The sequence below is a fragment of the Serratia sp. GW822-FHT06E05 genome, from assembly GCF_058799445.1.
In genome coordinates, this window is sequence record NZ_JBXALM010000004.1 from 18,050 (window position 1) to 43,766 (window position 25,717).

At 54.5% G+C, this 25,717-nt stretch carries 26 protein-coding genes; 21 read left to right on the plus strand and 5 right to left on the minus strand.

The features are described 5' to 3' along the window. Positions 1 to 69: 69 nt before the first annotated feature. The 20 genes from rsmG (at position 70) to AC1RKC_RS12255 (ending at position 19,299) form a co-directional block, all read left to right on the plus strand. Positions 70 to 690, plus strand: coding sequence for a 16S rRNA (guanine(527)-N(7))-methyltransferase RsmG (rsmG, locus tag AC1RKC_RS12160; protein WP_020837703.1), 621 nt, complete (start codon positions 70 to 72; stop codon positions 688 to 690). Between the two features lie 638 nt (positions 691 to 1,328). Next, entirely contained in the window at positions 1,329 to 1,712 is a 384-nt protein-coding gene (gene atpI, locus AC1RKC_RS12165; RefSeq protein ID WP_020837704.1) for a F0F1 ATP synthase subunit I, read from the plus strand. A 21-nt stretch (positions 1,713 to 1,733) separates the two neighbouring features. Next, positions 1,734 to 2,510 carry a F0F1 ATP synthase subunit A gene (gene atpB, locus AC1RKC_RS12170; protein ID WP_020837705.1) on the plus strand — a complete coding sequence of 259 codons (777 nt, stop codon included), beginning with the start codon at positions 1,734 to 1,736 and terminating at the stop codon, positions 2,508 to 2,510. Positions 2,511 to 2,559: 49 nt separating this feature from the next. Then, positions 2,560 to 2,799: a F0F1 ATP synthase subunit C gene (atpE, locus tag AC1RKC_RS12175; protein ID WP_004093904.1), complete on the plus strand. Its 240-nt coding sequence runs from the start codon at positions 2,560 to 2,562 to the stop codon at positions 2,797 to 2,799. Between the two features lie 57 nt (positions 2,800 to 2,856). After that, positions 2,857 to 3,327 carry a F0F1 ATP synthase subunit B gene (gene atpF, locus AC1RKC_RS12180; protein ID WP_004950476.1) on the plus strand — a complete coding sequence of 157 codons (471 nt, stop codon included), beginning with the start codon at positions 2,857 to 2,859 and terminating at the stop codon, positions 3,325 to 3,327. A 14-nt stretch (positions 3,328 to 3,341) separates the two neighbouring features. After that, on the plus strand, positions 3,342 to 3,875 hold the full coding sequence (gene atpH, locus AC1RKC_RS12185; protein ID WP_020837709.1) for a F0F1 ATP synthase subunit delta: 534 nt from the start codon (positions 3,342 to 3,344) through the stop codon (positions 3,873 to 3,875). 12 nt (positions 3,876 to 3,887) lie between these two features. Further along, complete coding sequence (atpA, locus tag AC1RKC_RS12190; protein ID WP_020837710.1) at positions 3,888 to 5,429, plus strand: F0F1 ATP synthase subunit alpha; 1,542 nt, start codon at positions 3,888 to 3,890, stop codon at positions 5,427 to 5,429. Between the two features lie 58 nt (positions 5,430 to 5,487). Then, on the plus strand, positions 5,488 to 6,351 hold the full coding sequence (gene atpG / locus AC1RKC_RS12195; RefSeq protein WP_020837711.1) for a F0F1 ATP synthase subunit gamma: 864 nt from the start codon (positions 5,488 to 5,490) through the stop codon (positions 6,349 to 6,351). Between the two features lie 32 nt (positions 6,352 to 6,383). After that, positions 6,384 to 7,766, plus strand: coding sequence for a F0F1 ATP synthase subunit beta (atpD, locus tag AC1RKC_RS12200; RefSeq protein WP_020837712.1), 1,383 nt, complete (start codon positions 6,384 to 6,386; stop codon positions 7,764 to 7,766). A 20-nt stretch (positions 7,767 to 7,786) separates the two neighbouring features. Further along, positions 7,787 to 8,206, plus strand: coding sequence for a F0F1 ATP synthase subunit epsilon (locus AC1RKC_RS12205; RefSeq protein WP_020837715.1), 420 nt, complete (start codon positions 7,787 to 7,789; stop codon positions 8,204 to 8,206). Between the two features lie 296 nt (positions 8,207 to 8,502). Beyond that, complete coding sequence (gene glmU, locus AC1RKC_RS12210; protein WP_261279794.1) at positions 8,503 to 9,873, plus strand: bifunctional UDP-N-acetylglucosamine diphosphorylase/glucosamine-1-phosphate N-acetyltransferase GlmU; 1,371 nt, start codon at positions 8,503 to 8,505, stop codon at positions 9,871 to 9,873. Between the two features lie 154 nt (positions 9,874 to 10,027). Then, positions 10,028 to 11,857 (plus strand): glutamine--fructose-6-phosphate transaminase (isomerizing), encoded by a 1,830-nt coding sequence (gene glmS / locus AC1RKC_RS12215; RefSeq protein ID WP_129941910.1) that lies wholly within the window; start codon positions 10,028 to 10,030, stop codon positions 11,855 to 11,857. A 336-nt stretch (positions 11,858 to 12,193) separates the two neighbouring features. After that, a complete protein-coding gene (pstS, locus tag AC1RKC_RS12220) occupies positions 12,194 to 13,234 on the plus strand; it encodes a phosphate ABC transporter substrate-binding protein PstS (RefSeq protein WP_020837719.1) in 1,041 nt (346 codons plus the stop codon). Between the two features lie 92 nt (positions 13,235 to 13,326). Continuing rightward, entirely contained in the window at positions 13,327 to 14,283 is a 957-nt protein-coding gene (gene pstC, locus AC1RKC_RS12225) for a phosphate ABC transporter permease PstC (RefSeq protein WP_044554283.1), read from the plus strand. Between the two features lies 1 nt (position 14,284). Beyond that, positions 14,285 to 15,175 (plus strand): phosphate ABC transporter permease PstA, encoded by an 891-nt coding sequence (gene pstA / locus AC1RKC_RS12230; protein ID WP_041415128.1) that lies wholly within the window; start codon positions 14,285 to 14,287, stop codon positions 15,173 to 15,175. A gap of 54 nt (positions 15,176 to 15,229) precedes the next feature. Continuing rightward, entirely contained in the window at positions 15,230 to 16,000 is a 771-nt protein-coding gene (gene pstB / locus AC1RKC_RS12235) for a phosphate ABC transporter ATP-binding protein PstB (protein WP_369982368.1), read from the plus strand. Between the two features lie 11 nt (positions 16,001 to 16,011). Then, positions 16,012 to 16,746, plus strand: coding sequence for a phosphate signaling complex protein PhoU (gene phoU, locus AC1RKC_RS12240; RefSeq protein ID WP_020837725.1), 735 nt, complete (start codon positions 16,012 to 16,014; stop codon positions 16,744 to 16,746). A gap of 166 nt (positions 16,747 to 16,912) precedes the next feature. Beyond that, positions 16,913 to 17,752 (plus strand): ABC transporter substrate-binding protein, encoded by an 840-nt coding sequence (locus AC1RKC_RS12245; RefSeq protein ID WP_044554285.1) that lies wholly within the window; start codon positions 16,913 to 16,915, stop codon positions 17,750 to 17,752. Positions 17,753 to 17,831: 79 nt separating this feature from the next. After that, positions 17,832 to 18,557, plus strand: coding sequence for an amino acid ABC transporter permease (locus AC1RKC_RS12250; RefSeq protein WP_116691524.1), 726 nt, complete (start codon positions 17,832 to 17,834; stop codon positions 18,555 to 18,557). Position 18,558: 1 nt separating this feature from the next. After that, positions 18,559 to 19,299 (plus strand): amino acid ABC transporter permease, encoded by a 741-nt coding sequence (locus tag AC1RKC_RS12255; RefSeq protein ID WP_048759323.1) that lies wholly within the window; start codon positions 18,559 to 18,561, stop codon positions 19,297 to 19,299. On the opposite strand, the gene yieH is transcribed toward AC1RKC_RS12255, so the two are convergent. Next, positions 19,292 to 19,957, minus strand: coding sequence for a 6-phosphogluconate phosphatase (gene yieH / locus AC1RKC_RS12260; protein WP_115060905.1), 666 nt, complete (start codon positions 19,955 to 19,957; stop codon positions 19,292 to 19,294). The genes AC1RKC_RS12255 and yieH overlap by 8 nt on opposite strands. 349 nt (positions 19,958 to 20,306) lie before the next feature. Here yieH and AC1RKC_RS12265 point away from each other — a divergent pair, with 349 nt between their 5' ends. Further along, positions 20,307 to 21,644, plus strand: a complete 1,338-nt coding sequence (locus tag AC1RKC_RS12265) for an NCS2 family permease (protein WP_020837732.1) — start codon at positions 20,307 to 20,309, stop codon at positions 21,642 to 21,644. A 37-nt stretch (positions 21,645 to 21,681) separates the two neighbouring features. Here AC1RKC_RS12265 and AC1RKC_RS12270 read toward each other — a convergent pair whose 3' ends face one another. The 4 genes from AC1RKC_RS12270 to AC1RKC_RS12285 all read right to left on the minus strand — a co-directional run bounded on the left by AC1RKC_RS12270 (position 21,682) and on the right by AC1RKC_RS12285 (position 25,709). Beyond that, positions 21,682 to 22,731, minus strand: coding sequence for an alpha/beta hydrolase (locus AC1RKC_RS12270; protein WP_493092598.1), 1,050 nt, complete (start codon positions 22,729 to 22,731; stop codon positions 21,682 to 21,684). Between the two features lie 96 nt (positions 22,732 to 22,827). Further along, on the minus strand, positions 22,828 to 23,394 hold the full coding sequence (locus AC1RKC_RS12275) for an NADPH-dependent FMN reductase (protein ID WP_020837735.1): 567 nt from the start codon (positions 23,392 to 23,394) through the stop codon (positions 22,828 to 22,830). Positions 23,395 to 23,573: 179 nt separating this feature from the next. Next, positions 23,574 to 24,299, minus strand: coding sequence for a 4'-phosphopantetheinyl transferase family protein (locus AC1RKC_RS12280; protein WP_020837736.1), 726 nt, complete (start codon positions 24,297 to 24,299; stop codon positions 23,574 to 23,576). A gap of 96 nt (positions 24,300 to 24,395) precedes the next feature. After that, complete coding sequence (locus tag AC1RKC_RS12285) at positions 24,396 to 25,709, minus strand: lysine N(6)-hydroxylase/L-ornithine N(5)-oxygenase family protein (RefSeq protein ID WP_020837737.1); 1,314 nt, start codon at positions 25,707 to 25,709, stop codon at positions 24,396 to 24,398. Positions 25,710 to 25,717 lie beyond the last annotated feature (8 nt).

Consider the following 25,717-nt stretch of genomic DNA (forward strand, 5'->3'; position numbering starts at 1 on the left):
ATTATCATGCTTGGCTTCTTGGCCAGCCCCAATTTGGCTCGTCGTTCCACGCCAGTCAGAGGACCCGTTGTGCAGAAAAAATTAGACTCGCTGCTCACTGCAGCAGGCATTGCGCTTCCCGATCAGCAAAAACAGCAATTGCTGGGCTATGTCGGCATGCTGGACAAGTGGAACAAGGCTTATAACCTCACCTCGGTGCGCGATCCTCAGCAAATGCTGGTACGCCATATTCTCGACAGCATCGTGGTAAACCCGCATTTGCAGGGCTCCCGTTTTATCGACGTAGGCACCGGCCCCGGTCTGCCGGGCATTCCGTTGGCGATCGTTCGTCCTGATTCCCATTTCACCTTGCTGGACAGCCTGGGCAAGCGCGTGCGCTTCCTGCGTCAGGTGCAGCACGAACTGGGCCTGACCAACGTTGAGCCGGTACAGAGCCGCGTTGAGGAGTTCCCGGCCGAACCACCGTTTGACGGTGTGATCAGCCGTGCTTTTGCTTCGCTGCAGGACATGCTGTCCTGGTGCCACCATTTGCCGGCGAAAGGGCAGGGGCGTTTCTACGCGCTGAAAGGGGTTCGTCCTGATGAAGAGCTGACGCAGCTGCCGGAAGGTATCGAACTCGAGTCGGTGGTGCGCTTGCAGGTGCCGGAACTCGAAGGCGAACGTCATTTGGTGATACTTAAAGCAAACTGAGTTTGTTTTTGATCAAATAAGCGTGAATTAAAAGATAGTGCCCAGAGTAAATGTAAGCATGCTAATTAAATGGCAGTTTTTTTAGTTAATTTACTTTTTATTAACACAAAAATAGCCGCCAATTAGCGACAATAGACTAATTGCAGTTCGAAATAGTCACGTTAGCAACGATAAGTTAACGATTCTGCTTTGGCGCTAATGTTAATTGGCTGTTGTAATATTACGCGACAAGCTGTCAATAAAAGGTTTTTACCGAGTAGATGGATTGTTTTTGAACGGTTAACTTGTAATATTTTGATTTATAATGTTTTTTGATCACTCAATTTGCTAAAGACGGTTTACACGTCGGTGAGTTATAAATCAGAAAGAGGCATTATTGTGAGCGGTTCGACGTTTCGTACTGTAACGCTGGAATAATCAGACAATTTAATGCGCCCTATATTCCGACCGTTTTCTTGTGAAAATAGCCTGAAATAGGGGAATTTAAATAATTGTTCACCTTTTCGCTACTTATCGATTGAATTCGTTGGTATGCCCCGTATAATTTGCTCGTTTTTTGCTGCTTGACTCAGATCAGTAAAAACAGTTTTATACGTCACTCAGCATACCCCCTCTGGGGTACGGAGAGAACAAACGTCATGTCTGTGTCCCTTTACAGCGGAAAAGTTGCTCGTAAATTGCTGTTTCTGCAGTTAATGACTTTTGTTCTGATCAGCGCTGCTTTCGGACTGAAAAGCCTGGAATGGAGCGGTTCGGCACTGGCGGGCGGTCTCGCAGCCTGGTTGCCGAGTACCATGTTTATGCTGTTTGCCTTGCGTCATCAGACGCAGACGCAGGCACCCGGTCGGGTCGCCTGGTCATTCGCCATCGGCGAGGGGTTAAAGGTCTTGATCACCATAGTTTTGTTGATCGTGGCGCTTGGGGTGTTCAAAGCGGAGTTTATACCGCTTGGCCTGACCTATTTAGCGGTGTTAGCGGTGCAAATTATCGCACCCGCCGTGATTAACAGTTACCGAAATTAACTAAATAAGGGTAGAGGCATCATGTCTGCAGAGGGATACAACAGTCCACAGGAGTATATCGGTCACCACCTGACGCAACTTCAGGTCGGGACTGGTTTTTGGTCGATTAACCTCGACTCGATGTTTTTCTCCGTTGTCCTCGGGGTTCTGTTCCTGGTGATTTTCCGCCGGGTTGCCAAAAACGCCACCAGCGGCGTACCGGGTAAGCTGCAAACCGCAGTGGAACTGGTCGTCGGGTTTGTCGACAGCAGCGTACGCGATATGTACCACGGCAAGAGCAAGGTAATTGCTCCGCTGGCGCTGACGGTGTTTGTCTGGGTATTCCTGATGAACATGATGGACCTGATCCCGGTCGACTTCCTGCCATTCATCGGTGCTCAGCTCGGTCTGCCGGCACTGCGTGTGGTGCCTACGGCTGACGTGAACGTCACCCTGTCGATGGCGTTGGGCGTATTTATCCTGATTCTGTTCTATAGCATTAAAATGAAAGGCGTTGGTGGGTTCGTTAAAGAGTTAACCATGCAGCCGTTCAACCACCCTGTATTCATTCCTATCAACCTGATCCTTGAAGGTGTCAGCCTGCTGTCCAAGCCTGTTTCACTGGGCCTGCGACTGTTCGGCAACATGTATGCGGGTGAGTTGATCTTCATCCTGATTGCCGGCCTGTTGCCGTGGTGGTCACAGTGGGTCCTGAGCTTGCCTTGGGCTATTTTCCACATCCTGATCATTACGCTTCAAGCCTTTATTTTCATGGTTCTGACGATTGTCTATCTCTCGATGGCATCTGAAGAGCACTGATTTTCTTAAAACACTTGCACTTTTAAACTGAAACAAACTGGAGACTGTCATGGAAAACCTGAGTATGGATCTGCTGTACATGGCTGCCGCTGTGATGATGGGTTTAGCGGCAATCGGTGCTGCGATCGGTATCGGCATCCTGGGTGGTAAATTCTTGGAAGGCGCTGCACGTCAGCCTGACCTGATTCCTCTGCTGCGTACACAGTTCTTTATCGTTATGGGTCTGGTTGACGCCATCCCGATGATCGCTGTTGGTCTGGGTCTGTACGTGATGTTCGCTGTCGCGTAAGTAGAGAATTTCTCTACACTGAAACCACACTATTAACTTTTAAAGAGGCATTGTGCTGTGAATCTTAACGCAACAATCCTCGGCCAGGCCATCGCGTTCGTTCTGTTTGTCTGGTTCTGCATGAAGTATGTATGGCCGCCGATTATGGCAGCCATCGAGAAGCGTCAGGGAGAAATTGCTGACGGTCTCGCTTCTGCAGAACGTGCCAAAAAAGATTTGGACTTAGCGCAAGCCAATGCGACCGACCAGCTGAAAACTGCTAAAGCAGAAGCTCAGGTGATCATCGAGCAAGCAAACAAACGCAAAGCTCAGATCATGGATGAAGCGAAAGCCGAAGCCGAGCAGGAACGTAACAAAATCGTGGCGCAGGCTCAGGCTGAGATCGAAGCCGAACGTAAGCGCGCTCGTGAAGAGTTGCGTAAGCAAGTCGCGATGCTGGCAATTGCCGGCGCCGAGAAGATCATCGAACGTTCCGTGGATGAAGCTGCTAACAGCGACATCGTTGATAAACTGGTCGCTGAACTGTAAGGAGGGAGGGGCTGATGTCTGAATTTGTAACTGTAGCTCGCCCCTACGCCAAAGCAGCTTTTGACTTTGCCGTTGAGCATCAAAGCGTAGAGCGCTGGCAAGATATGCTGGCGTTTGCTGCTGATGTCACTCGCAATGAACAGATTTCTGAACTGCTGTCTGGCGCTATGGCGCCAGAGACGCTGTCCAAGACGTTCATCGCGGTATGTGGCGATCAACTCGACGAACATGGCCAGAACTTTATCCGTGTAATGGCCGAAAATGGACGTTTACTGGTTCTTCCTGCCGTGCTGCAGCAGTTCAACGAACTGCGCGCCTTGCTGGAATCCACCGTCGAAGTCGACGTGCTCTCTGCGAGCGCACTGAGCGACAAACAGCAGGCTAATATTGCCGCTGCGATGGAAAAACGTCTGTCACGCAAAGTTAAGCTGAATTGCAAAATTGACAAGTCTGTACTGGCCGGCGTAATTATCCGTGCTGGCGATATGGTGATTGATGGCAGCGTTCGCGGTCGTCTTGAACGCCTGACAGACGTCTTGCAGTCTTAAGGGGACTGGAGCATGCAACTGAATTCCACCGAAATCAGCGAACTGATCAAGCAGCGCATTGCTCAGTTCAATGTGGTGAGCGAAGCTCACAATGAAGGTACTATTGTTTCCGTCAGCGACGGGATCATCCGCGTACACGGTCTGGCCGAAGTTATGCAGGGCGAAATGATCGCACTGCCAGGCAACCGTTACGCAATCGCATTGAACCTGGAGCGCGACTCCGTAGGTGCCGTGGTTATGGGTCCGTACTCGGATCTGGCCGAAGGCATGAAGGTAAAATGTACCGGCCGTATTCTGGAAGTTCCGGTTGGCCGTGGCCTGCTGGGCCGTGTAGTTAACACCCTGGGTGCACCTATTGACGGTAAAGGCCCGGTTGATAACGACGGTTTCTCCCCGGTTGAAGCTATCGCCCCTGGTGTTATCGAGCGTCAGTCCGTAGATCAGCCGGTTCAAACTGGCTACAAATCTGTCGACGCCATGATCCCAATCGGCCGTGGCCAGCGTGAGCTGGTGATCGGTGACCGTCAGACCGGTAAAACCGCTCTGGCTATCGATGCGATCATCAACCAACGCGACTCCGGCATCAAATGTGTTTACGTGGCTATCGGCCAGAAAGCGTCTACCATCGCTAACGTGGTGCGCAAGCTGGAAGAGCACGGCGCACTGGCAAACACCATCGTTGTGGTTGCTACCGCGTCTGAATCCGCTGCACTGCAATACCTGGCGCCATATGCCGGTTGTGCGATGGGCGAATACTTCCGTGACCGCGGTGAAGATGCACTGATCGTTTATGATGACCTGTCCAAACAGGCCGTTGCTTACCGTCAGATTTCCCTGCTGCTTCGTCGTCCACCAGGTCGTGAAGCTTACCCAGGCGACGTATTCTACCTCCACTCCCGTTTGCTGGAGCGTGCTGCGCGTGTTAACGCCGACTACGTTGAAGCCTTCACCAAAGGTGAAGTCAAAGGCCAAACCGGTTCACTGACCGCTCTGCCGATCATTGAAACCCAGGCAGGTGACGTTTCCGCGTTCGTTCCGACCAACGTAATCTCGATTACCGATGGTCAGATCTTCCTGGAATCCAACCTGTTTAACTCCGGTATTCGTCCGGCGGTTAACCCGGGTATCTCCGTATCCCGTGTGGGCGGTGCAGCGCAAACCAAGATCATGAAAAAACTGTCCGGTGGTATTCGTACCGCGCTGGCACAGTACCGTGAACTGGCTGCGTTCTCTCAGTTCGCTTCCGATCTGGATGATGCGACCCGCAAACAGCTGAGCCACGGTCAGAAAGTGACCGAGCTGCTGAAACAGAAACAGTATGCGCCGATGTCCGTCGCACAACAGTCTCTGGTGCTGTTTGCCGCAGAACGTGGCTACCTGAACGACGTTGAAGTCGCGAAAGTCGTGAGCTTCGAAGCCGCGCTGGTTGCTTACGCAGACCGCGAGCATGCCGAGTTGCTGAACCACATCAACCAAACTGGCAATTTCAACGATGAGATCGAGGGCAAACTGAAAGCCGTCCTCGAGACCTTCAAGAAAACCCAGTCCTGGTAACGCTCAGCGGCCTGCAGTTGAAAGACAGCAGGCCGTCTGGCAATGAGGAGAAGCAGAGATGGCCGGCGCAAAAGAGATACGTAGTAAGATCGCGAGCGTGCAAAACACGCAAAAGATCACTAAAGCGATGGAAATGGTCGCCGCCTCCAAAATGCGTAAATCGCAGGAACGCATGGCGGCCAGCCGTCCTTATGCAGAGACCATGCGCAAAGTGATTGGTCACCTTGCGTTGGGTAATCTGGAATATAAGCACCCGTACCTGGATGAGCGTGACGTTAAGCGCGTCGGGTATCTGGTGGTGTCTACTGACCGTGGTCTCTGTGGCGGCTTGAACATCAACCTGTTCAAGCGTCTGTTGGCAGAGATGAAAGGCTGGTCCGAAAAAGGCGTTGAAGTTGATTTGGCGCTGATTGGCTCTAAAGCGGCCTCTTTCTTTGGTTCCGTGGGCGGCAACGTGGTTGCCCAGGTTACCGGCATGGGGGATAAACCTTCCCTGTCGGAACTGATCGGTCCGGTGAAAGTGATGCTGCAAGCCTACGACGAAGGTCGTTTGGACAAGCTGTACATTGTCAGCAACAAATTTATCAATACGATGTCCCAGGAACCACAGATTATTCAGCTGCTGCCGTTGCCGCCTTCCGATGACGGTGAGCTGAAGAAAAAATCTTGGGATTACCTGTATGAACCCGATCCAAAAGTGCTGCTTGATACCTTGCTGCGCCGCTATGTGGAATCGCAAGTTTATCAGGGCGTCGTGGAAAACCTGGCCAGCGAGCAGGCCGCACGAATGGTAGCGATGAAAGCCGCAACCGATAACGGCGGTAGCCTGATCAAAGAGCTGCAGTTGGTATACAACAAGGCTCGTCAGGCCAGCATCACTCAGGAACTCACCGAGATCGTTTCGGGAGCCTCCGCGGTTTAAGCTAGGTTTACGAATTACGTAGAGGATTCAAGATGGCTACTGGAAAGATTATCCAGGTAATCGGCGCCGTAGTGGACGTCGAGTTCCCTCAGGATGCCGTACCAAAAGTGTACAATGCTCTTGAGGTAGAAAACGGTACCGAGAAGCTGGTGCTGGAAGTTCAGCAGCAGTTGGGCGGTGGCGTAGTTCGCTGTATCGCGATGGGGACCTCAGATGGTCTGCGCCGCGGTCTGAAAGTGAACGATCTGGAACACCCAATTGAAGTACCGGTAGGTAAAGCTACCCTGGGCCGTATCATGAACGTATTGGGTGAACCAATCGACATGAAAGGCGACATCGGCGAAGAAGAACGTTGGGCGATTCACCGTCCAGCGCCAAGCTACGAAGATTTGTCAAACTCCCAGGATCTGCTGGAAACCGGTATCAAGGTTATGGACCTGATTTGTCCGTTCGCTAAGGGCGGTAAAGTTGGTCTGTTCGGTGGTGCTGGTGTTGGTAAAACCGTAAACATGATGGAGCTGATCCGTAACATCGCGATCGAGCACTCCGGTTATTCCGTGTTTGCAGGCGTGGGTGAGCGTACTCGTGAGGGTAACGACTTCTACCACGAAATGAACGACTCCAACGTACTGGACAAAGTATCCCTGGTTTACGGCCAGATGAACGAGCCACCGGGTAACCGTCTGCGCGTTGCTCTGACCGGTCTGACCATGGCGGAGAAATTCCGTGACGAAGGCCGCGACGTTCTGCTGTTCGTTGATAACATTTACCGTTATACCCTGGCCGGTACCGAAGTGTCCGCACTTCTGGGCCGTATGCCATCTGCGGTAGGTTATCAGCCAACGCTGGCGGAAGAGATGGGTGTTCTGCAAGAACGTATCACCTCTACCAAGACCGGTTCTATCACTTCCGTACAGGCCGTTTACGTTCCTGCGGATGACTTGACTGACCCGTCACCAGCCACCACCTTTGCTCACTTGGATGCAACCGTGGTACTGAGCCGTAATATCGCTTCTCTGGGTATCTACCCGGCCGTTGACCCGCTGGATTCCACCAGCCGTCAGCTGGATCCGCTGGTAGTTGGCCAGGAGCACTACGATGTAGCGCGTGGCGTGCAGTCTATTCTGCAACGCTACCAGGAACTGAAAGATATCATCGCAATCCTGGGTATGGACGAGCTGTCAGAAGATGACAAACTGGTCGTATCCCGTGCGCGTAAAATCCAACGCTTCCTGTCTCAGCCGTTCTTCGTGGCAGAAGTCTTCACCGGTTCTCCGGGCAAGTTCGTATCGCTGAAAGACACCATTCGTGGTTTCAAAGGCATTATGGACGGCGACTATGACCACCTGCCTGAACAAGCGTTCTACATGGTTGGCGCCATTGAAGAAGCAGTGGAAAAAGCCAAGAAACTGTAACGCCTTGAGAGGAGGGTGATATGGCTATGACTTACCATCTGGATGTAGTCAGCGCGGAAAAACATATGTTTTCCGGCCTGGTGCAAAAGATCCAGGTGACAGGTAGCGAAGGCGAACTGGGGATTTTCCCTGGCCATGCGCCGCTGCTGACTGCCATCAAGCCTGGCATGGTGCGTATTGTTAAACAGCACGGTGAAGAAGAGTTCATCTACCTGTCCGGCGGTATCCTTGAGGTACAGCCGAGCGTGGTCACCGTGTTGGCGGACACTGCCATCCGTGGAACGGACCTCGACGAAGCGAGAGCGCTGGAAGCTAAGCGTAAAGCTGAAGAGCACATCCGTAGCTCTCATGGCGATGTCGACTATGCTCAGGCATCTGCGGAACTGGCGAAAGCGATCGCAAAACTGCGCGTTATCGAGCTCACCAGAAGAGCGATGTAACATTTTGGCGCGTGCATAACGCAACCAAAATTAAGAAAGCGGCCTATTTGGTCGCTTTTTTTTTGCTTTAAAATAAGCGTTTCAACCCGGTGGGCATTGTGATGTATAACCCTCGAGAGAGGCTAAAAATGTCTCCGATCGCCGACAGTTCCACCCAGACTGGGGTTATCTGAATGTTAACTGCGGCGCGCCTAGTGCCCCATGGCCTGCGCCGGGTTCGTGAAGAGAAATATGTAGTAATATCGTCACTAAAGAGTTCTACTTTCGTCTATCAAAATGGAGTTATCAGGTTGCTTATGTCGAACAGCGCAATGAGTGTGGTGATCCTCGCCGCGGGCAAGGGAACACGCATGTATTCCGATCTTCCCAAGGTGTTACATCCATTGGCCGGTAAGCCGATGGTGCAGCACGTCATTGATGCCGCGATGAAACTGGGCGCGAAAAACGTCCATTTGGTCTACGGCCACGGCGGTGAGTTGCTGAAAAAGACCCTGACCGACAGTGCGCTGAACTGGGTGCTGCAGGCCGAGCAGTTGGGGACCGGCCACGCCATGCAGCAGGCTGCACCGCATTTTGCCGATGATGAAGACGTGCTGATGCTGTACGGTGACGTTCCGCTGATCTCTGTCGATACCCTGCAGCGCCTGCTGGCGGCGAAGCCTCAGGGCGGTATTGGTCTGCTGACCGTAAAACTGGCTGACCCAAGCGGTTACGGTCGTATCGTGCGCGAGCAGGATACGGTGGTGGGAATTGTTGAGCACAAGGATGCCAGCGAAGCCCAGCGTCAGATCAATGAAATCAATACCGGTATCCTGGTGGCCAACGGGCGCGATCTGAAGCGCTGGCTGGGGATGCTGAACAACGACAATGCGCAGGGTGAGTTCTATATCACCGATATCATCGCGTTGGCACATGCCGACGGCAAGAAAATTGAGGCGGTCCATCCATCTCGCCTGAGTGAAGTGGAAGGCGTGAATAACCGCCTGCAGCTGTCGCGACTTGAGCGCATTTATCAGGCAGAACAATCTGAAAAGTTGCTGTTGGCCGGCGTAATGCTGTTGGATCCGGCGCGTTTTGATCTGCGCGGGGAACTTGTGCACGGTCGCGACATCTCTATTGATGCCAACGTGATTATTGAAGGTTCGGTCAAGCTGGGCGACCGCGTGAAAATCGGTGCCGGCTGCGTGCTGAAAAACTGCGTAATTGGCGACGACTGCGAGATCAGCCCGTATAGCGTATTGGAAGATGCGGTGCTGGCAGCGGAATGCACCGTGGGGCCATTCGCCCGTCTTCGTCCGGGCGCAGAGCTGGCGGTGGGCGCCCATGTTGGCAACTTCGTCGAAATGAAAAAAGCACGCTTGGGCAAAGGTTCCAAGGCGGGCCATCTGAGCTACCTGGGCGATGCCGAGATTGGTGACGATGTGAATATCGGCGCCGGTACTATCACCTGTAACTATGATGGCGCCAACAAGCATAAAACCATTATTGGCGACGGCGTGTTTGTTGGTTCCGATACCCAACTGGTGGCACCGGTCTCCGTCGGCAAAGGCTCTACCATCGCCGCTGGCACTACGGTTACCCGTGATATCGGCGAGGACGAACTGGTGCTGAGCCGCGTTAAGCAGGTGCACATCCAGGGCTGGCAGCGTCCGGTGAAAAAGAAATAAGCATTGTGTTTTGCGTTGGGCTCCGCGGACGAGCCCAATACAAAACATAATAATCCCCATTCTCTACAGGCTCGGGGACGCACGGTAAAAACCGGCAAAATCAGGTCAAGACATCGAAAGCGCCCCGAAAGGCGTTTAATTAGGAATACAACTGATGTGTGGAATTGTAGGCGCAGTAGCGCAACGTGATATTGCAGAGATCCTGTTGGAAGGTTTACGCCGCCTTGAGTACCGTGGCTATGACTCAGCCGGTTTGGCAGTGGTGGATGCGGAAGGCAACGTGAACCGTTTACGCCGCGTGGGCAAGGTCAATAAACTGGCCGAAGCCGCGGAACAACATCCATTACACGGCGGCACCGGTATTGCTCACACCCGCTGGGCAACGCACGGTGAACCTACCGAAGCGAATGCGCACCCGCATGTTTCTGATTACATTACCGTGGTGCATAACGGCATCATCGAAAACCACGAACCGCTGCGTGAATTGCTGATCGAACGGGGCTATCACTTCAGCTCCGAGACCGATACCGAGGTGATTGCTCACCTGGTGCATTGGGAACAGCGCCAGGGCGGCAGCTTGCTGGAAGTGGTTCAGCGCGTGATCCCACAGCTGCGTGGCGCCTACGGCACCGTGGTAATGGATAGCCGCGACCCGAGCGTACTGGTGGCAGCGCGTTCCGGCAGTCCGCTGGTGATCGGCCGCGGCGTGGGTGAAAACTTCCTGGCATCCGACCAATTGGCGCTGCTGCCGGTGACCCGTCGCTTTATCTTCCTGGAAGAAGGCGACGTGGTGGAAATGACCCGCCGCACCGTCAACATTTTCGACAAACAGGGTAACGCCGTTGAACGCCCTGAGATTGAATCTCAAGTGCAATACGACGCCGGTGATAAAGGCGCTTACCGCCATTACATGCAAAAAGAGATTTACGAACAGCCGCTGGCGCTGAAAAACACCCTGGAAGGGCGTTTCAGCCATGGCCAAATCAACCTGAGCGAGCTGGGCCCGCGCGCCGATGAGCTGCTGGCGAAGGTGCAGCATGTGCAGATCATTGCCTGCGGTACGTCATACCACTCTGGCATGGTTGCTCGCTATTGGTTCGAATCTCTGGCCGGTGTGCCTTGCGACGTCGAGATCGCGTCTGAATTCCGTTACCGCAAATCTGCCGTGCGTCCGGGCAGCCTGATCATCACGCTGTCACAGTCCGGCGAAACCGCCGATACCCTGGCGGCGCTGCGCCTGTCGAAGGAATTGGGCTACCTCGGTTCGTTGGCGGTGTGTAACGTGGCCGGTTCTTCGCTGGTGCGTGAATCCGATTTGGCGCTGATGACCAAGGCCGGGACCGAAATTGGCGTGGCCTCTACCAAGGCCTTCACCACCCAGTTGGCGGTGTTGTTGATGCTGGTGGCGCGTTTGGGCCGACTGAAAGGCGTGGCGGAAAGCGTTGAGCATGAAATCGTACACGGCCTGCAGGCGTTGCCGGCGCGTATCGAACAGATGCTGTCGCTGGACAAAAGCATTGAAGCGCTGGCGGAGGGCTTCTCCGACAAGCACCACGCGCTGTTCCTCGGCCGTGGCGATCAGTATCCGATTGCCATGGAAGGTGCGCTGAAGCTGAAAGAGATCTCCTACATTCACGCGGAAGCCTATGCGGCCGGTGAATTGAAGCACGGCCCGCTGGCGTTGATCGATGCCGATATGCCGGTGATCGTGGTGGCGCCGAACAACGAACTGTTGGAAAAACTGAAATCCAACATCGAAGAAGTTCGCGCGCGTGGCGGCCAGCTGTATGTGTTCGCCGATCAGGATGCCGGTTTCGTCAGCAGCGAAGGGATGACCATCATTCCATTACCGCACGTAGAAGAAATCGTGGCCCCTATCTTCTATACCGTGCCGTTGCAGCTGCTGTCTTACCATGTGGCGTTGATCAAAGGCACCGATGTTGACCAACCGCGTAACCTGGCTAAGTCTGTCACCGTAGAGTAATCCGCTGCTGTTAATCTCTAAAAGCCGGCCACTGTGCCGGCTTTTTTCATAACGGGATCAAATATGACAAGAGTGCTACAGCGGAGATAAAAGTTGTCATATTCAAACGGATAGCGGCGCTGGAAAGGTTTTTTTTATTGATTAATTACTGAGTGGTTTTATGTTTAATGGTTTGATTTTTATAGAGTAATCATATCCGCGCTCTCACTGTAATATAACTGTCATATTTCGTACATTTTACTGTCACCAAACTGTCCTATTTTCCCTCCTGCAGCAATACTTACTCTGATGAAAACGACTCAAAGTCGATTTTTGAATATCCCATTAGGAGGGATTATGAAACTGATGCGTACCACCGTCGCCAGTATTGTGGCAGCGACTTTCTCCCTGACCGCCGTGTCCGCGTTCGCTGCTGCTAGCCTGACCGGTGCAGGTGCGACATTCCCCGCTCCGGTTTATGCCAAGTGGGCAGATTCTTATCAGAAAGAAACCGGCAACAAAGTTAACTATCAGGGCATCGGCTCTTCTGGTGGCGTGAAGCAAATCGTCGCCAATACCGTTGACTTTGGTGCCTCCGATGCACCTTTGAGTGATGACAAGCTGGCGGCCGATGGCCTGTTCCAGTTTCCTACCGTGATCGGTGGCGTGGTGCTGGCCGTTAACATCCCGGGCATCAAATCCGGTGAGCTGACCCTGGATGGGAAAACCCTGGGTGATATCTACCTGGGCAACGTGAAAAAATGGAACGACCCGGCGATCACCAAGCTGAACCCAGGCGTCAAGCTGCCGGATCAGAACATTGCGGTTGTTCGTCGCGCGGACGGTTCAGGCACCTCTTTCGTGTTCACCAGCTATCTGTCTAAAGCCAACGCGCAGTGGAAAGAGAAAATCGGTGCAGGTTCTACCGTTAACTGGCCAACCGGTCTGGGCGGCAAGGGCAATGACGGCATCGCCGCATTCGTACAGCGTCTGCCAGGCTCCATCGGTTACGTTGAATACGCGTATGCCAAACAAAACAACCTGGCTTACACCAAGCTGATTTCTGCCGACGGCAAAGCGGTTAGCCCAACAGAAGAGAGCTTCAGCGCCGCCGCTAAAGGCGTTGACTGGAGCAAAACCTTCGCCCAGGACCTGACTAACCAGAAAGGTGACAACGCCTGGCCAATCACCTCCACCACCTTCATCCTGGTGCACAAAGAGCAGAAAAACCCGGCTCAGGGCACCGAAGTTCTGAAGTTCTTTGACTGGGCGTACAAAACCGGCGCCAAGCAGGCTAACGACCTGGATTACGCCACGCTGCCGAACGAAGTTATCGAGCAGGTGCGTGCAGCATGGAAAACCAACGTAAAAGACAGTTCCGGTAAAGCGCTGTACTAACAACGCAGGGGCGCGTGATTCGGCGCGCCCCACTCAGTTTTTCAGGGCTCAATTCAGGTTGGGCCTGCCAGGGTTAACACAGAGAGTGATCTATGGCTGAGTACAAGCCGACCATTAAAGCACCGAGTAAAAATGGTGACGTCATCTTCAGCGCGCTGGTTAAACTGGCGGCGCTGATTACCCTATTGTTGCTGGGCGGCATTATTGTTTCGCTGATCTTCGCCTCCTGGCCGAGCATACAGAAATTCGGTTTCTCCTTCCTGTGGACCAAAGAATGGGACGCGCCTGCTGAGCAGTTCGGCGCCCTGGTACCGATCTACGGCACCGTCGTCACCTCGCTGATCGCATTGATTATCGCCGTACCCGTCAGCTTCGGCATTGCGCTGTTCCTGACCGAGCTGGCACCAAACTGGCTGAGGCGCCCGCTGGGTATCGCCATTGAATTGCTGGCGGCGATCCCGAGTATCGTTTATGGCATGTGGGGCCTGTTCGTGTTCGCCCCGCTGTTTGCCGAATATTTCCAGACCCCGGTCGGCGAGGTGCTGTCCGGCATTCCGATTGTCGGTGAGCTGTTCTCTGGCCCGGCGTTCGGTATCGGTATTCTGGCTGCCGGGGTGATCCTGGCGATTATGATTATTCCTTATATCGCCGCCGTAATGCGCGACGTGTTCGAACAAACCCCGGTGATGATGAAAGAGTCGGCCTATGGCATCGGCTGCACCACCTGGGAAGTGATTTGGCGCATCGTATTGCCGTTTACCAAGAATGGCGTAATTGGCGGTGTAATGCTCGGCTTGGGCCGTGCGCTGGGGGAAACCATGGCGGTGACCTTCATCATCGGTAACACCTACCAGCTCGACAGCGCTTCACTGTATATGCCGGGCAACAGCATCACCTCTGCACTGGCCAACGAATTCGCCGAAGCGGAGTCGGGCGTGCACACCGCCGCGTTGATGGAGTTGGGGCTGATTCTGTTTGTTATCACCTTTATCGTGCTGGCGCTGTCGAAGCTGATGGTGATGCGCCTGGCAAAGAGTGAGGGACGCTAACGTGACGACTATGGATATGCAAAATAGCGTAGCGCTGCTGGAAAGCCGCCGCAAAATGCAGGCCTGGCGCCGCCAGAAGAACCGACTGGCGCTGTTCCTGTCGATGGCGACCATGGTGTTTGGCCTTTTCTGGCTGGTGTGGATCCTGTTCTCCACCGTGACCAAGGGCATCGACGGCATGTCGCTGGCGCTGTTCACCGAAATGACTCCTCCGCCGAATACCGCGGGCGGTGGCCTGGCAAACGCCATCGCCGGTAGCGGCCTGTTGATCCTGTGGGCTACCGTGTTCGGTACGCCGCTGGGCATCATGGCGGGGATTTACCTGGCGGAATATGGCCGTAAATCCTGGCTGGCGGAAGTCATCCGTTTTATTAACGACATTCTGTTATCGGCACCGTCGATTGTTGTGGGCCTGTTCGTGTACACCATCGTGGTGGCGAAGATGGAACACTTCTCCGGTTGGGCCGGGATCATCGCGTTGGCGCTGTTGCAGGTACCGATCGTGATCCGTACCACCGAGAATATGCTGAAGCTGGTGCCGGATACGCTGCGCGAAGCCGCTTATGCGCTGGGCACGCCGAAATGGCGCATGATTTCCGCCATCACGTTGAAAGCCTCGGTCTCCGGCATCATCACCGGCGTGCTGCTGGCGATTGCGCGTATCGCAGGGGAAACCGCACCGTTGCTGTTTACCTCGCTGTCGAATCAGTTCTGGAGCACCGATCTGATGCAGCCGATCGCCAACCTGCCGGTGACCATTTTCAAATTCGCCATGAGCCCGTTCGCCGAATGGCAAGAGCTGGCCTGGGCCGGGGTGCTGTTGATAACCCTGTGCGTACTGCTACTGAATATCCTGGCGCGTGTGGTTTTCGCCAAGAAAAAGCATTCATAAAATTTTGAGCGCTGCCGTGGCGGCGCTGATGAAAAGAGAGAAGTCTTGATGAGTATGGTTACTGACGCTTCCAGCAGCAAAATTCAGGTACGCGATCTGAACTTCTACTATGGCAAATTCCATGCGCTGAAAAACATCACGCTGGATATCGCCAAGAACAAGGTCACCGCGTTTATCGGCCCGTCCGGCTGCGGCAAATCTACCCTGCTGCGCACCTTCAACAAAATGTATCAGCTTTACCCCGAGCAGCGTGCCGAAGGTGGCATTCTGCTGGATGGGCAGAACATTCTGACCGACAACTCGGATATCGCACTGCTGCGTGCCAAAGTCGGCATGGTGTTCCAGAAGCCGACGCCGTTCCCGATGTCGATTTACGACAATATCGCCTTCGGCGTGCGCCTGTTTGAAAAGCTGTCACGTGCCGACATGGATGAGCGTGTGCAGTGGGCCTTGACCAAGGCGGCGCTGTGGAACGAAACCAAGGACAAGCTGCACCAGAGCGGTTACAGCCTGTCGGGTGGCCAGCAGCAACGTCTGTGCATCGCCCGCGGCATTGCCATTCGTCCGGACGTGTTATTGCTGGACGAACCTTGCTCGGCGCTGGATCCGATTTCCACCGGGAAGATTGAAGAGCTGATCAGCGAACTGAAGTCTGACTACACCGTGGTGATCGTAACCCACAACATGCAGCAGGCCGCGCGTTGCTCCGACTCCACGGCATTTATGTATCTGGGCGAACTGATCGAGTTCAGTGATACTGATAACCTGTTCACCGCGCCACAGAAAAAACAGACCGAAGACTACATCACCGGCCGTTATGGTTGATAGGATGCATCATGGATAACCTGAATTTAAATAAGCACATTTCCGGCCAGTTCAACGCAGAACTGGAGCATATCCGCACCCAGGTATTGACCATGGGCGGGCTGGTGGAACAGCAACTGACCGACGCTATCACCGCGATGCACAATCAGGACGGTGAATTGGCCAAACGCGTGATCGAAGGCGACGCCAAGGTCAATATGATGGAAGTGGCGATTGACGAAGCCTGCGTGCGGATCATCGCCAAACGCCAGCCGACCGCCAGCGACCTGCGTCTGGTGATGGCGATCATCAAAACCATTTCCGAGCTGGAACGCATCGGCGACGTGGCGGACAAGATTTGCCGCACCGCGCTGGAGAAATTCTCGCACCAGCACCAGCCACTGCTGGTCAGCCTGGAGTCGCTTGGTCGCCATACCGTGCAGATGCTGCACGACGTGCTGGACGCCTTCGCGCGCATGGATTTGGATGAAGCTATCCGCATTTACCGCGAAGACCGGAAGGTCGATCAGGAATATGAGGGCATCGTACGCCAGTTGATGACCTACATGATGGAAGATACGCGTACTATCCCAAGCGTGCTGACCGCGTTATTCTGTGCCCGTTCGATCGAGCGTATCGGTGACCGCTGCCAGAACATTTGCGAATTTATCTTCTATTTCGTCAAAGGTCAGGACTTCCGTCATATCGGTGGCGACGCGCTGGAAAAGCTGCTGTCATCCGACGGAAAAGACGATAAAAAAGAGTAATTTCCCCCGAGAGTTACCCCTGAAGGCGCAGAAAACTGCGCCTTTATGCTGTTTAAAACCCTTAAAGACAAAAAGGTTATAAATATAGCTTTTTATATTATTTCCTGACCTAAGTGGGTCTTGCTAGCTTAGCAGCCAGCAGGACATCAACCCTTAGGAGCTCCCCATGAAACATCGCGCTTTGGCCTTAACCTTATTAGCCAGCCTGACCAGCCTCGCCACCGGTGCCGCGCATGCGGACAAACTCGACGACATCAAGAAAGCCGGCGTAGTGCGTATCGCGGTGTTCGACAGCAATCCGCCCTTCGGTTATATCGACCCGCAAAGCAAAAAGCTGGTGGGTTACGATGTAGATGTCGCCGATGCGATCGGCAAAGCGCTGGGCGTGAAGGTTGAGCTGCGAGCCACCAACCCGGCCAACCGTATTCCTTTGCTGGTCTCGAAAAAGGTCGACCTGATTGCCGCTAACTTCACCATTACCGACGAGCGCGCCAAGGAAGTGAACTTCAGCGTGCCGTATTTCGCCACCGGCCAGAAATTTATCGCCCATAAAGGCGTGCTGAAAACCCCGGAAGACATCAAAAAGCTGCGCATTGGCGCGGACAAAGGCACGGTGCAGGAAATTACCCTGCGTGAACATTATCCGACGGCGAAAGTGATCTCTTACGACGATACCCCGCTGGCGTTCGTGGCGCTGCGTAACGGTAACGTGCAGGCGATCACCCAGGATGACGCCAAGCTGGTGGGCCTGCTCGGCAACCTGCCGGCCGCCCAGAAAGCTGACTTCGAGATCTCGCCGTTCAGCATTACCAAAGAGTACCAGGGAGTCGGCATTCCCAAAGGCGAAGATCGCCTGACCGCCAGCGTTAACGACACGCTGATCAAACTGGAAAAGGACGGCGAAGCGGTGAAAATCTACAATCGCTGGTTCGGGCCGGAAACCAAAACGGCTCAACCGCGCGGCGATTTCACCATCGCACCCCTGGATCAGCAGCCTAAGGCCTGATTCTGCGGGGTCGTGAAGTCAGAACGGAGGGGCGCAGCTTGCTGCGCCCTTGGCGCATGGTGCAAAACAAGGATTAGGCATGAATCTGCAACAACTCTCAGACTGGCTGCTGGCGCCGCAGTATCTGAGCTGGTTATGGGATGGCTTCCTGCTGACGCTGTGGCTTTCCGCCTGTGCGAGCCTGGCAGCCACGCTGTTGGGGTTTTTACTGACGGCGATGCGTGACAGCCGCCTGAGGGTGCTGCGCTGGCTGGCGGTCGGTTACAGCTCATTGTTTCGCAATACGCCGCTGCTGGTGCAGCTGTTCTTCTGGTATTTCGCCGCCGGGCAGATTTTGCCGTCTGCCGCCATGCAGTGGCTGAATACGCCACACCACATCGGCCTGCTTGAGTGGCCCTCATTTGAATTTCTGGCCGGTTTCTTCGGCCTGACGCTTTACTCCACCGCTTTTATCGCTGAAGAGATCCGCTCCGGCATCCGTGGTGTCGCCAGCGGACAAAAGTACGCCGCCAACGCGCTGGGGCTGACCGGATGGCAGGCCATGCGCTATGTGGTGCTGCCGCAGGCGCTTAAAATTGCCATGCCGCCGCTACTGGGCCAATACATGAACGTAATAAAAAACTCCTCGCTGACCATGGCGATCGGCGTCGCTGAACTTTCCTATGCTTCGCGTCAGGTAGAAACCGAGACGCTACGCACCTTCCAGGCCTTTGGCGTGGCGACGGTGTTGTATATCGCCATCATTGCGCTATTAGAAGGTTGGGGCATGTGGCGGCAGCAGCGTAAACCGCTGGGAGGACATTAAGATGGATTTCAGCATCATTTACGACAACCTGGGATATCTGCTGTGGGGCACCTGGCCGGATGGGCCGCTGGGGGGCGCGGCGCTGACACTGGCTATCAGCCTGATGGCGGGGGTGGCTTCGGCTATTCTCGGCACGCTGCTGGGGGTGGCATTGGCGATGTCACGCGGTGTGGTAGCCGGGCTGTTGGCGGCGATTTTGGGCTTTTTCCGCGCAATCCCGGTGATCATGCTGATTTTCTGGACCTATTTCCTGCTGCCCATCGTTTTTGGCGTAGATATTCCTGAAATTACCACGGTGGTTTGCGCTCTGGCGTTGATCGCCTCCGCCTATCTGGCGCATGCGGTGAAAGCCGGCATTGCCGCCATCGGGCCGGGGCAGTGGCAGGCCGGGTTATCGTTGGGGCTGACCCGCTGGCAAACGCTGTGGTTGATAGTGCTGCCGCAGGCGCTGCGCATGATGGTGCCGTCGTTTATCAACCAGTGGATTTCGCTGATCAAGGACACCTCTCTGGCCTATATCGTTGGTGTCAGTGAGCTGACCTTTCTGGCGACACAGGTCAACAACCGCAGCATGGTGTATCCGATGGAGGTATTCCTGTTTATCGCGTTGGTGTACTTCGTGTTCTGCCTGGCGTTGGATCTGCTGGCCAATGCGATCAATCGCCGCTACAGCCCGCAGACCCGGGCTGTAAAACGGTCATGGCGCTGGTGGCGCAACAAACCGCCGTTGCCGGCTAGTTAGTCAGCTGCCAGCCGCGTTCACGCCAGAGCGCCGGCAATTGCGCCAGATTGTCGAATGCGGTGACCAAGGGGTGATCGATAGGTTTATTGTGCGGATCGGCGCAGAAGTAAAACACCGGGATCCCGGCGGCGATCCCTGCCTGTGCACCGGCGGCGGAATCGTCCACCAGGATGCAGCGCTCCACCGGCACCTGCATTTTTTCGGCGGCGTGGAACACAATGGCCGGATCCGGCTTCCAGCGTTGGATGTCATAACCGCTGAACAACCGGTCATCAAAATAGTGCAGCATATCGGTCAGGCCGAGCGAGTGTTGCATTTTGCTGACCGGGCCGTTGGAAACCGTGCACATTGGCACCTTCACCTGCGCCAGCAGTTCACGCGCCCCGGCGATTTGTTGCAGCTCGCTATCGAACAAGCGGGCCACTTCCTGGCGGTACAGCGGTTCAAGCTCTTCCTTTGCCAGCGTGGTGCCCTGTTCTGCATTAACCTGTTCGATAATTTCGTACAGCTTCACTCCTTTGAATCTTCTGAACACGTCGTCCAGCGACAGGTGGATGCCGAAGTGGGCAAACATGTGCACATAGGCTTTGCTGCACAGCACTTCGCTGTCCACCAGCGTGCCGTCGCAATCAAACAAAATACAGTCAATCTGGTTCATCAGCGTCAGTGTCCTTCGAGTCAACAGCGATAATGCCACTTTAACCGCATCAGGCAGGATTGCGACTCCTGAATCCTGGTTTTCCGATGAATATCAGCAAATACAACCTGTTGGGGTTTATGGCCGTAAGGACGGCGAAAAAAACCTGTGATCAGCATCAAAACCCTGACTTTTTGTTATATACCCGGCATACTTGAAACCGCATCTGTGTTGGCTGCGAACGCTCACCCCAGTCACTTACTTGAGTAAGCTCTTGGGGATTCGCGTTCTTGCCGCCGTGATGCGACTCCAATTATTTTGGGTATAGGATAGCCGGCGACTGTCCATTCCCCTCTTCGGAATTCTGATAATGAGCAAACCAGTATCTGGCCTTGACGTCGAGCAAGGCTTGCTTGGGCGCGTGTTTAAACTCAAGCAACATGGCACTACGGCGCGTACGGAAACGATTGCCGGTATTACTACCTTTTTGACCATGGTGTATATCGTGTTCGTTAACCCCCAAATCCTGGGCGCGGCGGGCATGGATACGCAGGCGGTGTTCGTGACAACCTGTCTGATTGCCGCCTTCGGCAGCATTTTCATGGGCCTGCTGGCGAACCTGCCGGTAGCGCTGGCACCGGCGATGGGCCTCAATGCGTTCTTCGCGTTTGTGGTGGTCGGCGCAATGGGCATCTCATGGCAGATCGGCATGGGTGCCATTTTCTGGGGGGCAGTCGGTTTATTGCTGCTGACCATTTTCCGCGTTCGCTACTGGATGATTGCCAATATTCCGATGAGCCTGCGGGTGGGCATTACCAGCGGTATCGGTCTGTTTATCGGCATGATGGGGCTGAAAAATGCCGGTATCGTGGTGGCTAACCCGGACACGCTGGTGACCATCGGCAGCCTGACTTCGCACAACGTGCTGCTGGGCGCGCTGGGCTTCTTTATCATCGCGGTATTGTCTTCACGCAACTTCCATGCGGCAGTGCTGATTTCTATCGTGGTGACTACGCTGATCGGCTGGGCGTTGGGTGATGTGAAATACGGCGGCGTATTCTCGATGCCTCCTAACATCACTTCGGTAGTGGGTCAGGTTGATCTGGCCGGGGCGCTGAATATTGGCCTGGCCGGGGTGATTTTCTCCTTTATGCTGGTCAACCTGTTCGACTCCTCTGGTACCTTGATTGGCGTAACCGACAAGGCCGGGCTGACTGACGACAAGGGTAAGTTCCCGCGCATGAAGCAGGCGCTGTATGTCGACAGCATCAGCTCGGTAGCCGGTTCCTTTGTCGGCACTTCTTCGGTTACCGCCTACATTGAAAGCTCCGCCGGGGTGTCTGTCGGCGGCCGTACCGGCCTGACCGCTGTGGTAACCGGTATCCTGTTCCTGTTGGTGATTTTCCTGTCGCCGTTGGCGGGTATGGTGCCGGCTTATGCCGCAGCCGGCGCGTTGATCTACGTTGGCGTGCTGATGACATCAAGTTTGGCGCGGGTGAAGTGGGATGACCTGACCGAAGCCGTTCCGGCGTTCGTCACGGCAGTGATGATGCCATTCAGCTTCTCGATCACCGAAGGCATTGCGCTCGGCTTTATTTCCTATTGCGTGATGAAGCTGGGGACCGGTCGCTGGCGCGAAATCAGCCCGTGCGTGGTGGTGGTGGCGCTGCTGTTTGTGCTGAAAATTGTGTTTGTAGACGGCCATTAATACGGCAAGGGCCGACGCTGGTCGGCCCTGTTATCTTTTAGGCACCCGGCGTTGCGTCGGGCGCCTGCTGCAACATCCACTGTAAAGGCCGTTTAAAACGGGCCTGCCAGCCGCCGTCGGGGTTCTCTCCCTGAGAAAAATGCAGCGTTTCTACCTGGTTATTCTCACTGAACAAATTGGCGAAATGCATCGCCAGCGCCTGATCGCTGAAGTTTTGCCGATCGTAATACGCCACCACCAAGCGCTTATTGGTCGCCAGCGATTGCTGAGCCTGCTTGATCTCACCATTGGGGGCGATCAGCATCGCGCCGGCATATAGCTGGGGATATTTGGCCAGCAGATTGGCCGCGTGCAGCGCTCCTTGCCCACGGGCGGTGAGGTAGACCTGCTGCGGGTTGAGTTTTAGTTCTGCGGCCGGTTGCAAAGCCCGCCGGATCGCGCTTTGGGTGCTTTCGTCACTGTAATTCGACCAGCGGAAGCTGTTCTCCGACAGCATCTGGGTACCGTTGATCTCAACATAGGCCACGCCCATCTCGCTAAACAACAAACGCTCTTCGGGTGTGATGCTGGCGCTCTTGCCGTAGGTATGCAGGTACACCACCGTTGGCCAGCCGCCGGCAGGCGGTGTGCCTTCAGGAATGGCGTAGCTGGCTTTGCCTTCGTACCAATGCGCATGTTGCAGGTAGCGGGCTTTGGTGACCGCCAATATTGATTGATAGGTCCTGCTGTGCTGAATGCTATTGAAGGCGTCGTCCTCCAACAGGTTGTAGTAATACCACAACCCGCGATCGGCACTCAGCTGCAGATAGCGCTCCGCCAGTTCGGTTTGGCCCTTTTCCGCCGAAGAGGCCGCCAATTGATAGGGGGCCCATATGTTCCGCCCGTCTTCGCGCATCAGCGTCAGGTACAGCGACATGGCCGCGATCTTTTTGTCTTCCTGGCCCTGGGCGGTGCGTGGGTATTGGGCATTCAAAGGGCTATGTACCGGCAGCTCGATCGGCTCTTCTCCGGCGGGATAACGCATTTCTGCGGCTGATAATGGTCTGGTGATGAAAGCCAGTAATATGGCTAAAATGAGAAAATACATAATTTTATGACTTTAATTTTAATGGGTTATAAAGTGATCTCTCATAAGAATGACGCCTTCAGTCAATTTTCTGCCGAAGGCGTCTGTAAAATAATCTTACTTCAGTCGACGAATATAATCACTGAATGCGGACAGCTGGCCGGTGAGGAAGTCCAGCGTGCCCTGATCAATCAACTCCCCAGCCTGAGCATCCACTTTATTCTGGATCACGCCGCCCATAAATTCCGGTTTGTTCATCACCATGGCATCGAGAAACACCAGGATCTGACGCAGATGATACTGGCAGCGCGCGCCGCCAATCGGCCCCATAGAGCTGGTCTGAATGGCTACGGGTTTACCGGCTAACGGCTGGTTCGGCAGGCGAGACAGCCAGTCGATGGCGTTTTTTAACCCGCCCGGCACCGAGTAGTTATATTCCGGGGTAACGATGATAACGCCGTCCGCCTGACGGATTTGCTCTGCGATCGCTTCCACTGCAGCAGGGAAACCTTCTTCCTGTTGCACATCGGCATCATACAGCGGGATATCACGGATTGAAGGAAGCGCTTCGATGGTGACGCCTTGTGGCGCAAGGCCCGGCAGGGCATTGGCGACCATGGCGTTGTACGAGCCTTTACGCAGGCTGCCGAGCAGGGTAACGATTTTTAATGCTTGGTCTGACATGGTGATTCTCCCTTTCGAATGAACAGATTCAGCTTAGAACATCAGGAGATAGTAGGGCAAAGCTGCAGGAGAGAATAGATGATTGCTGAATATTTAGCTGACTTTACAGTTTTATGCAGGAATTTATGCGTTAAAGAAAGTTTTATCTCAGGGGTTCGTCGCAGGGTAAGCGGCCGATGTCAGCGGTGAAGTGCCAGGCTGGTCAGTTTGATAAAGCGGGTGGAACTGGCCGGTGCTCGTGGAGAGATCTCCCCGTTTTTCTGCAGGCCTTTATTGGCTTCATACTGCCAGCATACCAGACGTTCCAGGCTGGGTTCGCGCGCGCAAGCCCAGCTCAGATATTCGTCGGCATCGCTCATCACCTGAACCTGGGGGGTGATGCTGGATCGCAGGTGGCCGGAAAAAGGGTGCAGCAGCAGCGACGATTGCCCGCTGTTACCCAGGCCGGAAATTTTCAACACGCTTTGACGGATGCTCCACAGCTGCGTTTCCGCCTCCAGCCGATCGTATTGCGCACTGATCCAGGCACTTTCTGCCGGCGTTTGAAATTGGTCTTGCAGCCTTTTCTGTTGCCCGCCCCGGGCGCGCATGACTTCAATATCCAGCCCCACCTTGCCTTCATCGCTTAATAAAACCCCTACCGTATCGCTGGCGTAGGCCAGGCTGAAATCGGGCAGGTGGTTATCGACAAAGCAGGGGCGGCCGGTAGGTGTGGTAGCGATGGGGGGCAATGTCGGCAGGCCGTAGAGATAAAACATCATTTCGGCGAGCAGGATACGCCCCTGCAGAAAGCGTTGGCGGCGTTTAATGGAAAAAGCGGTGGTAGCAGCAACGACCTCGGCGGAGAGCCTCCGGGTATCCAGTGCGGTGGACGTGGGGATCCATCGGGCAAAATGACACGCCATTATTCACTCCATACCAGAAGGGTCGCTGAAAACGCAGGGGAGTTAGATTAAGCATAAGTCGAGGATTTATCATCAAAAAACAGTATGCGTTTTATCCTATTTATCTGTTTGAGTAATATCATCGTCCGGGGCAGCGCCGCTCCACCATTGGATCAGCGAGGCGTTTGGTGCCAGATCAAAATGGGGTTTACCGAGCAGATGATTCAGAATTCGTGCTGAGCGCCAGGCCATCAGGCTGAGCCCGCCTTCCGCGCTGCCGTGGCTGTGGATACCGGCATTCACCGCATAAATGCGATTCTGCTCAGGCCCTTGCCATTCGAGGTTAAAATCGGGCAGTAACGGCAAGTGTTGTTGGTCGTCGAAAGGAATGCGTGGCAACAGGGGTTTTAAATAGGCAGGGAGTGAAGGGCGATAACCGGTTGCTAAAATGACGACATCGGCATTGAATCCTTCCTGGCGATTTTCAAGGCCGTGTCGGGTGCGCAATTGGAACCCTTTGCCTGTCGGCTCGATCGCCAGCAGAGTGCGATGCGGCAAAAGACGCACGTTGCGCGGCTGGTGCATCACATCGAAACGCATATAAAGCTCCCGGTACAAAGTACGTAGCGTATGGTTACTAATACCGTCGGCCGGCAGTTTCTGAGTCTTGAGTTCGCGCTCGCGGATATCCTGCGGCAGCGTATAAAAATAATCGACGTACTCCGGGGTGAAATATTCATTGGTGAAGGCAGACTCGTCCAGCGGCTGAAAATTGGGCCGACGGGAAATCCAGTCGAGCTGTGCCGGTTCGCCCCAGTGCCCCCGCAGCGCGTTCAGAAAAATATCGGCACCGCTTTGGCCGCCGCCAATCACCGCCACCCGCTTACCGGTCAGATCCGGATTACGCAGGCCGATTTCGGCGGCATGCAGGCAGTTTTCGCCCAGCGCCGGATAAAACTCCTCAGGCAGCCAGGGGTCGTGGCCGGTGCCCAGACAGATATTCTTCGCCCACAGGGTTTGGTCGCGGGTGCGTACTTTGAACAGCTGTTTTTCATCGTCAAAATCGATGCTTTCAACCGACTGCGAAAACTGTAACCCTTCTAATCTATTACAGGCCCAGCTCAAATAGTCGGAGAACTCTTCGCGGCTGATAATTTGCTGTTCGGTAATCAGAAAACGATAAATTTTTTTCTGCTCGACCAGGTAATTGATAAAGGAGAATTGGCTGCGAGGCGTTACCGCCGTAACCAGGTCCTGCAACACATAGGTCTGCATATAGGCGGAAGGGAGCAGCATGCCGGGATGCCAACGGAAGCTGGCGTTGCGATCGAGAAAGGCATAATTCAGTGCACCACTTTCATAGGCCAACGCCGCCAGGCTGAGGTTGAAAGGGCCAAGGCCGACGCCGAGTAAATCCAGTGGTTCATTCATTTTTTCTT

Excerpts from the sequence above, each read along its gene's own strand:
- AC1RKC_RS12255 (WP_048759323.1), top strand. The coding sequence starts at position 18,559 with ATGGATTTCAGCATCATTTACGACAACCTGGGATATCTGCTGTGGGGC.
- pstB (WP_369982368.1), top strand. The coding sequence starts at position 15,230 with ATGGTTACTGACGCTTCCAGCAGCAAAATTCAGGTACGCGATCTGAAC.
- phoU (WP_020837725.1), top strand. The coding sequence starts at position 16,012 with ATGGATAACCTGAATTTAAATAAGCACATTTCCGGCCAGTTCAACGCA.
- AC1RKC_RS12270 (WP_493092598.1), bottom strand. The coding sequence starts at position 22,731 with ATGTATTTTCTCATTTTAGCCATATTACTGGCTTTCATCACCAGACCA.
- yieH (WP_115060905.1), bottom strand. The coding sequence starts at position 19,957 with ATGAACCAGATTGACTGTATTTTGTTTGATTGCGACGGCACGCTGGTG.
- atpD (WP_020837712.1), top strand. The coding sequence starts at position 6,384 with ATGGCTACTGGAAAGATTATCCAGGTAATCGGCGCCGTAGTGGACGTC.
- AC1RKC_RS12205 (WP_020837715.1), top strand. The coding sequence starts at position 7,787 with ATGGCTATGACTTACCATCTGGATGTAGTCAGCGCGGAAAAACATATG.
- atpG (WP_020837711.1), top strand. The coding sequence starts at position 5,488 with ATGGCCGGCGCAAAAGAGATACGTAGTAAGATCGCGAGCGTGCAAAAC.
- atpE (WP_004093904.1), top strand. The coding sequence starts at position 2,560 with ATGGAAAACCTGAGTATGGATCTGCTGTACATGGCTGCCGCTGTGATG.
- atpI (WP_020837704.1), top strand. The coding sequence starts at position 1,329 with ATGTCTGTGTCCCTTTACAGCGGAAAAGTTGCTCGTAAATTGCTGTTT.
- glmS (WP_129941910.1), top strand. The coding sequence starts at position 10,028 with ATGTGTGGAATTGTAGGCGCAGTAGCGCAACGTGATATTGCAGAGATC.
- pstS (WP_020837719.1), top strand. The coding sequence starts at position 12,194 with ATGAAACTGATGCGTACCACCGTCGCCAGTATTGTGGCAGCGACTTTC.
- atpA (WP_020837710.1), top strand. The coding sequence starts at position 3,888 with ATGCAACTGAATTCCACCGAAATCAGCGAACTGATCAAGCAGCGCATT.
- atpB (WP_020837705.1), top strand. The coding sequence starts at position 1,734 with ATGTCTGCAGAGGGATACAACAGTCCACAGGAGTATATCGGTCACCAC.
- atpH (WP_020837709.1), top strand. The coding sequence starts at position 3,342 with ATGTCTGAATTTGTAACTGTAGCTCGCCCCTACGCCAAAGCAGCTTTT.
- AC1RKC_RS12280 (WP_020837736.1), bottom strand. The coding sequence starts at position 24,299 with ATGGCGTGTCATTTTGCCCGATGGATCCCCACGTCCACCGCACTGGAT.
- AC1RKC_RS12265 (WP_020837732.1), top strand. The coding sequence starts at position 20,307 with ATGAGCAAACCAGTATCTGGCCTTGACGTCGAGCAAGGCTTGCTTGGG.
- AC1RKC_RS12245 (WP_044554285.1), top strand. The coding sequence starts at position 16,913 with ATGAAACATCGCGCTTTGGCCTTAACCTTATTAGCCAGCCTGACCAGC.
- glmU (WP_261279794.1), top strand. The coding sequence starts at position 8,503 with ATGTCGAACAGCGCAATGAGTGTGGTGATCCTCGCCGCGGGCAAGGGA.
- AC1RKC_RS12285 (WP_020837737.1), bottom strand. The coding sequence starts at position 25,709 with ATGAATGAACCACTGGATTTACTCGGCGTCGGCCTTGGCCCTTTCAAC.
- AC1RKC_RS12275 (WP_020837735.1), bottom strand. The coding sequence starts at position 23,394 with ATGTCAGACCAAGCATTAAAAATCGTTACCCTGCTCGGCAGCCTGCGT.
- pstC (WP_044554283.1), top strand. The coding sequence starts at position 13,327 with ATGGCTGAGTACAAGCCGACCATTAAAGCACCGAGTAAAAATGGTGAC.
- AC1RKC_RS12250 (WP_116691524.1), top strand. The coding sequence starts at position 17,832 with ATGAATCTGCAACAACTCTCAGACTGGCTGCTGGCGCCGCAGTATCTG.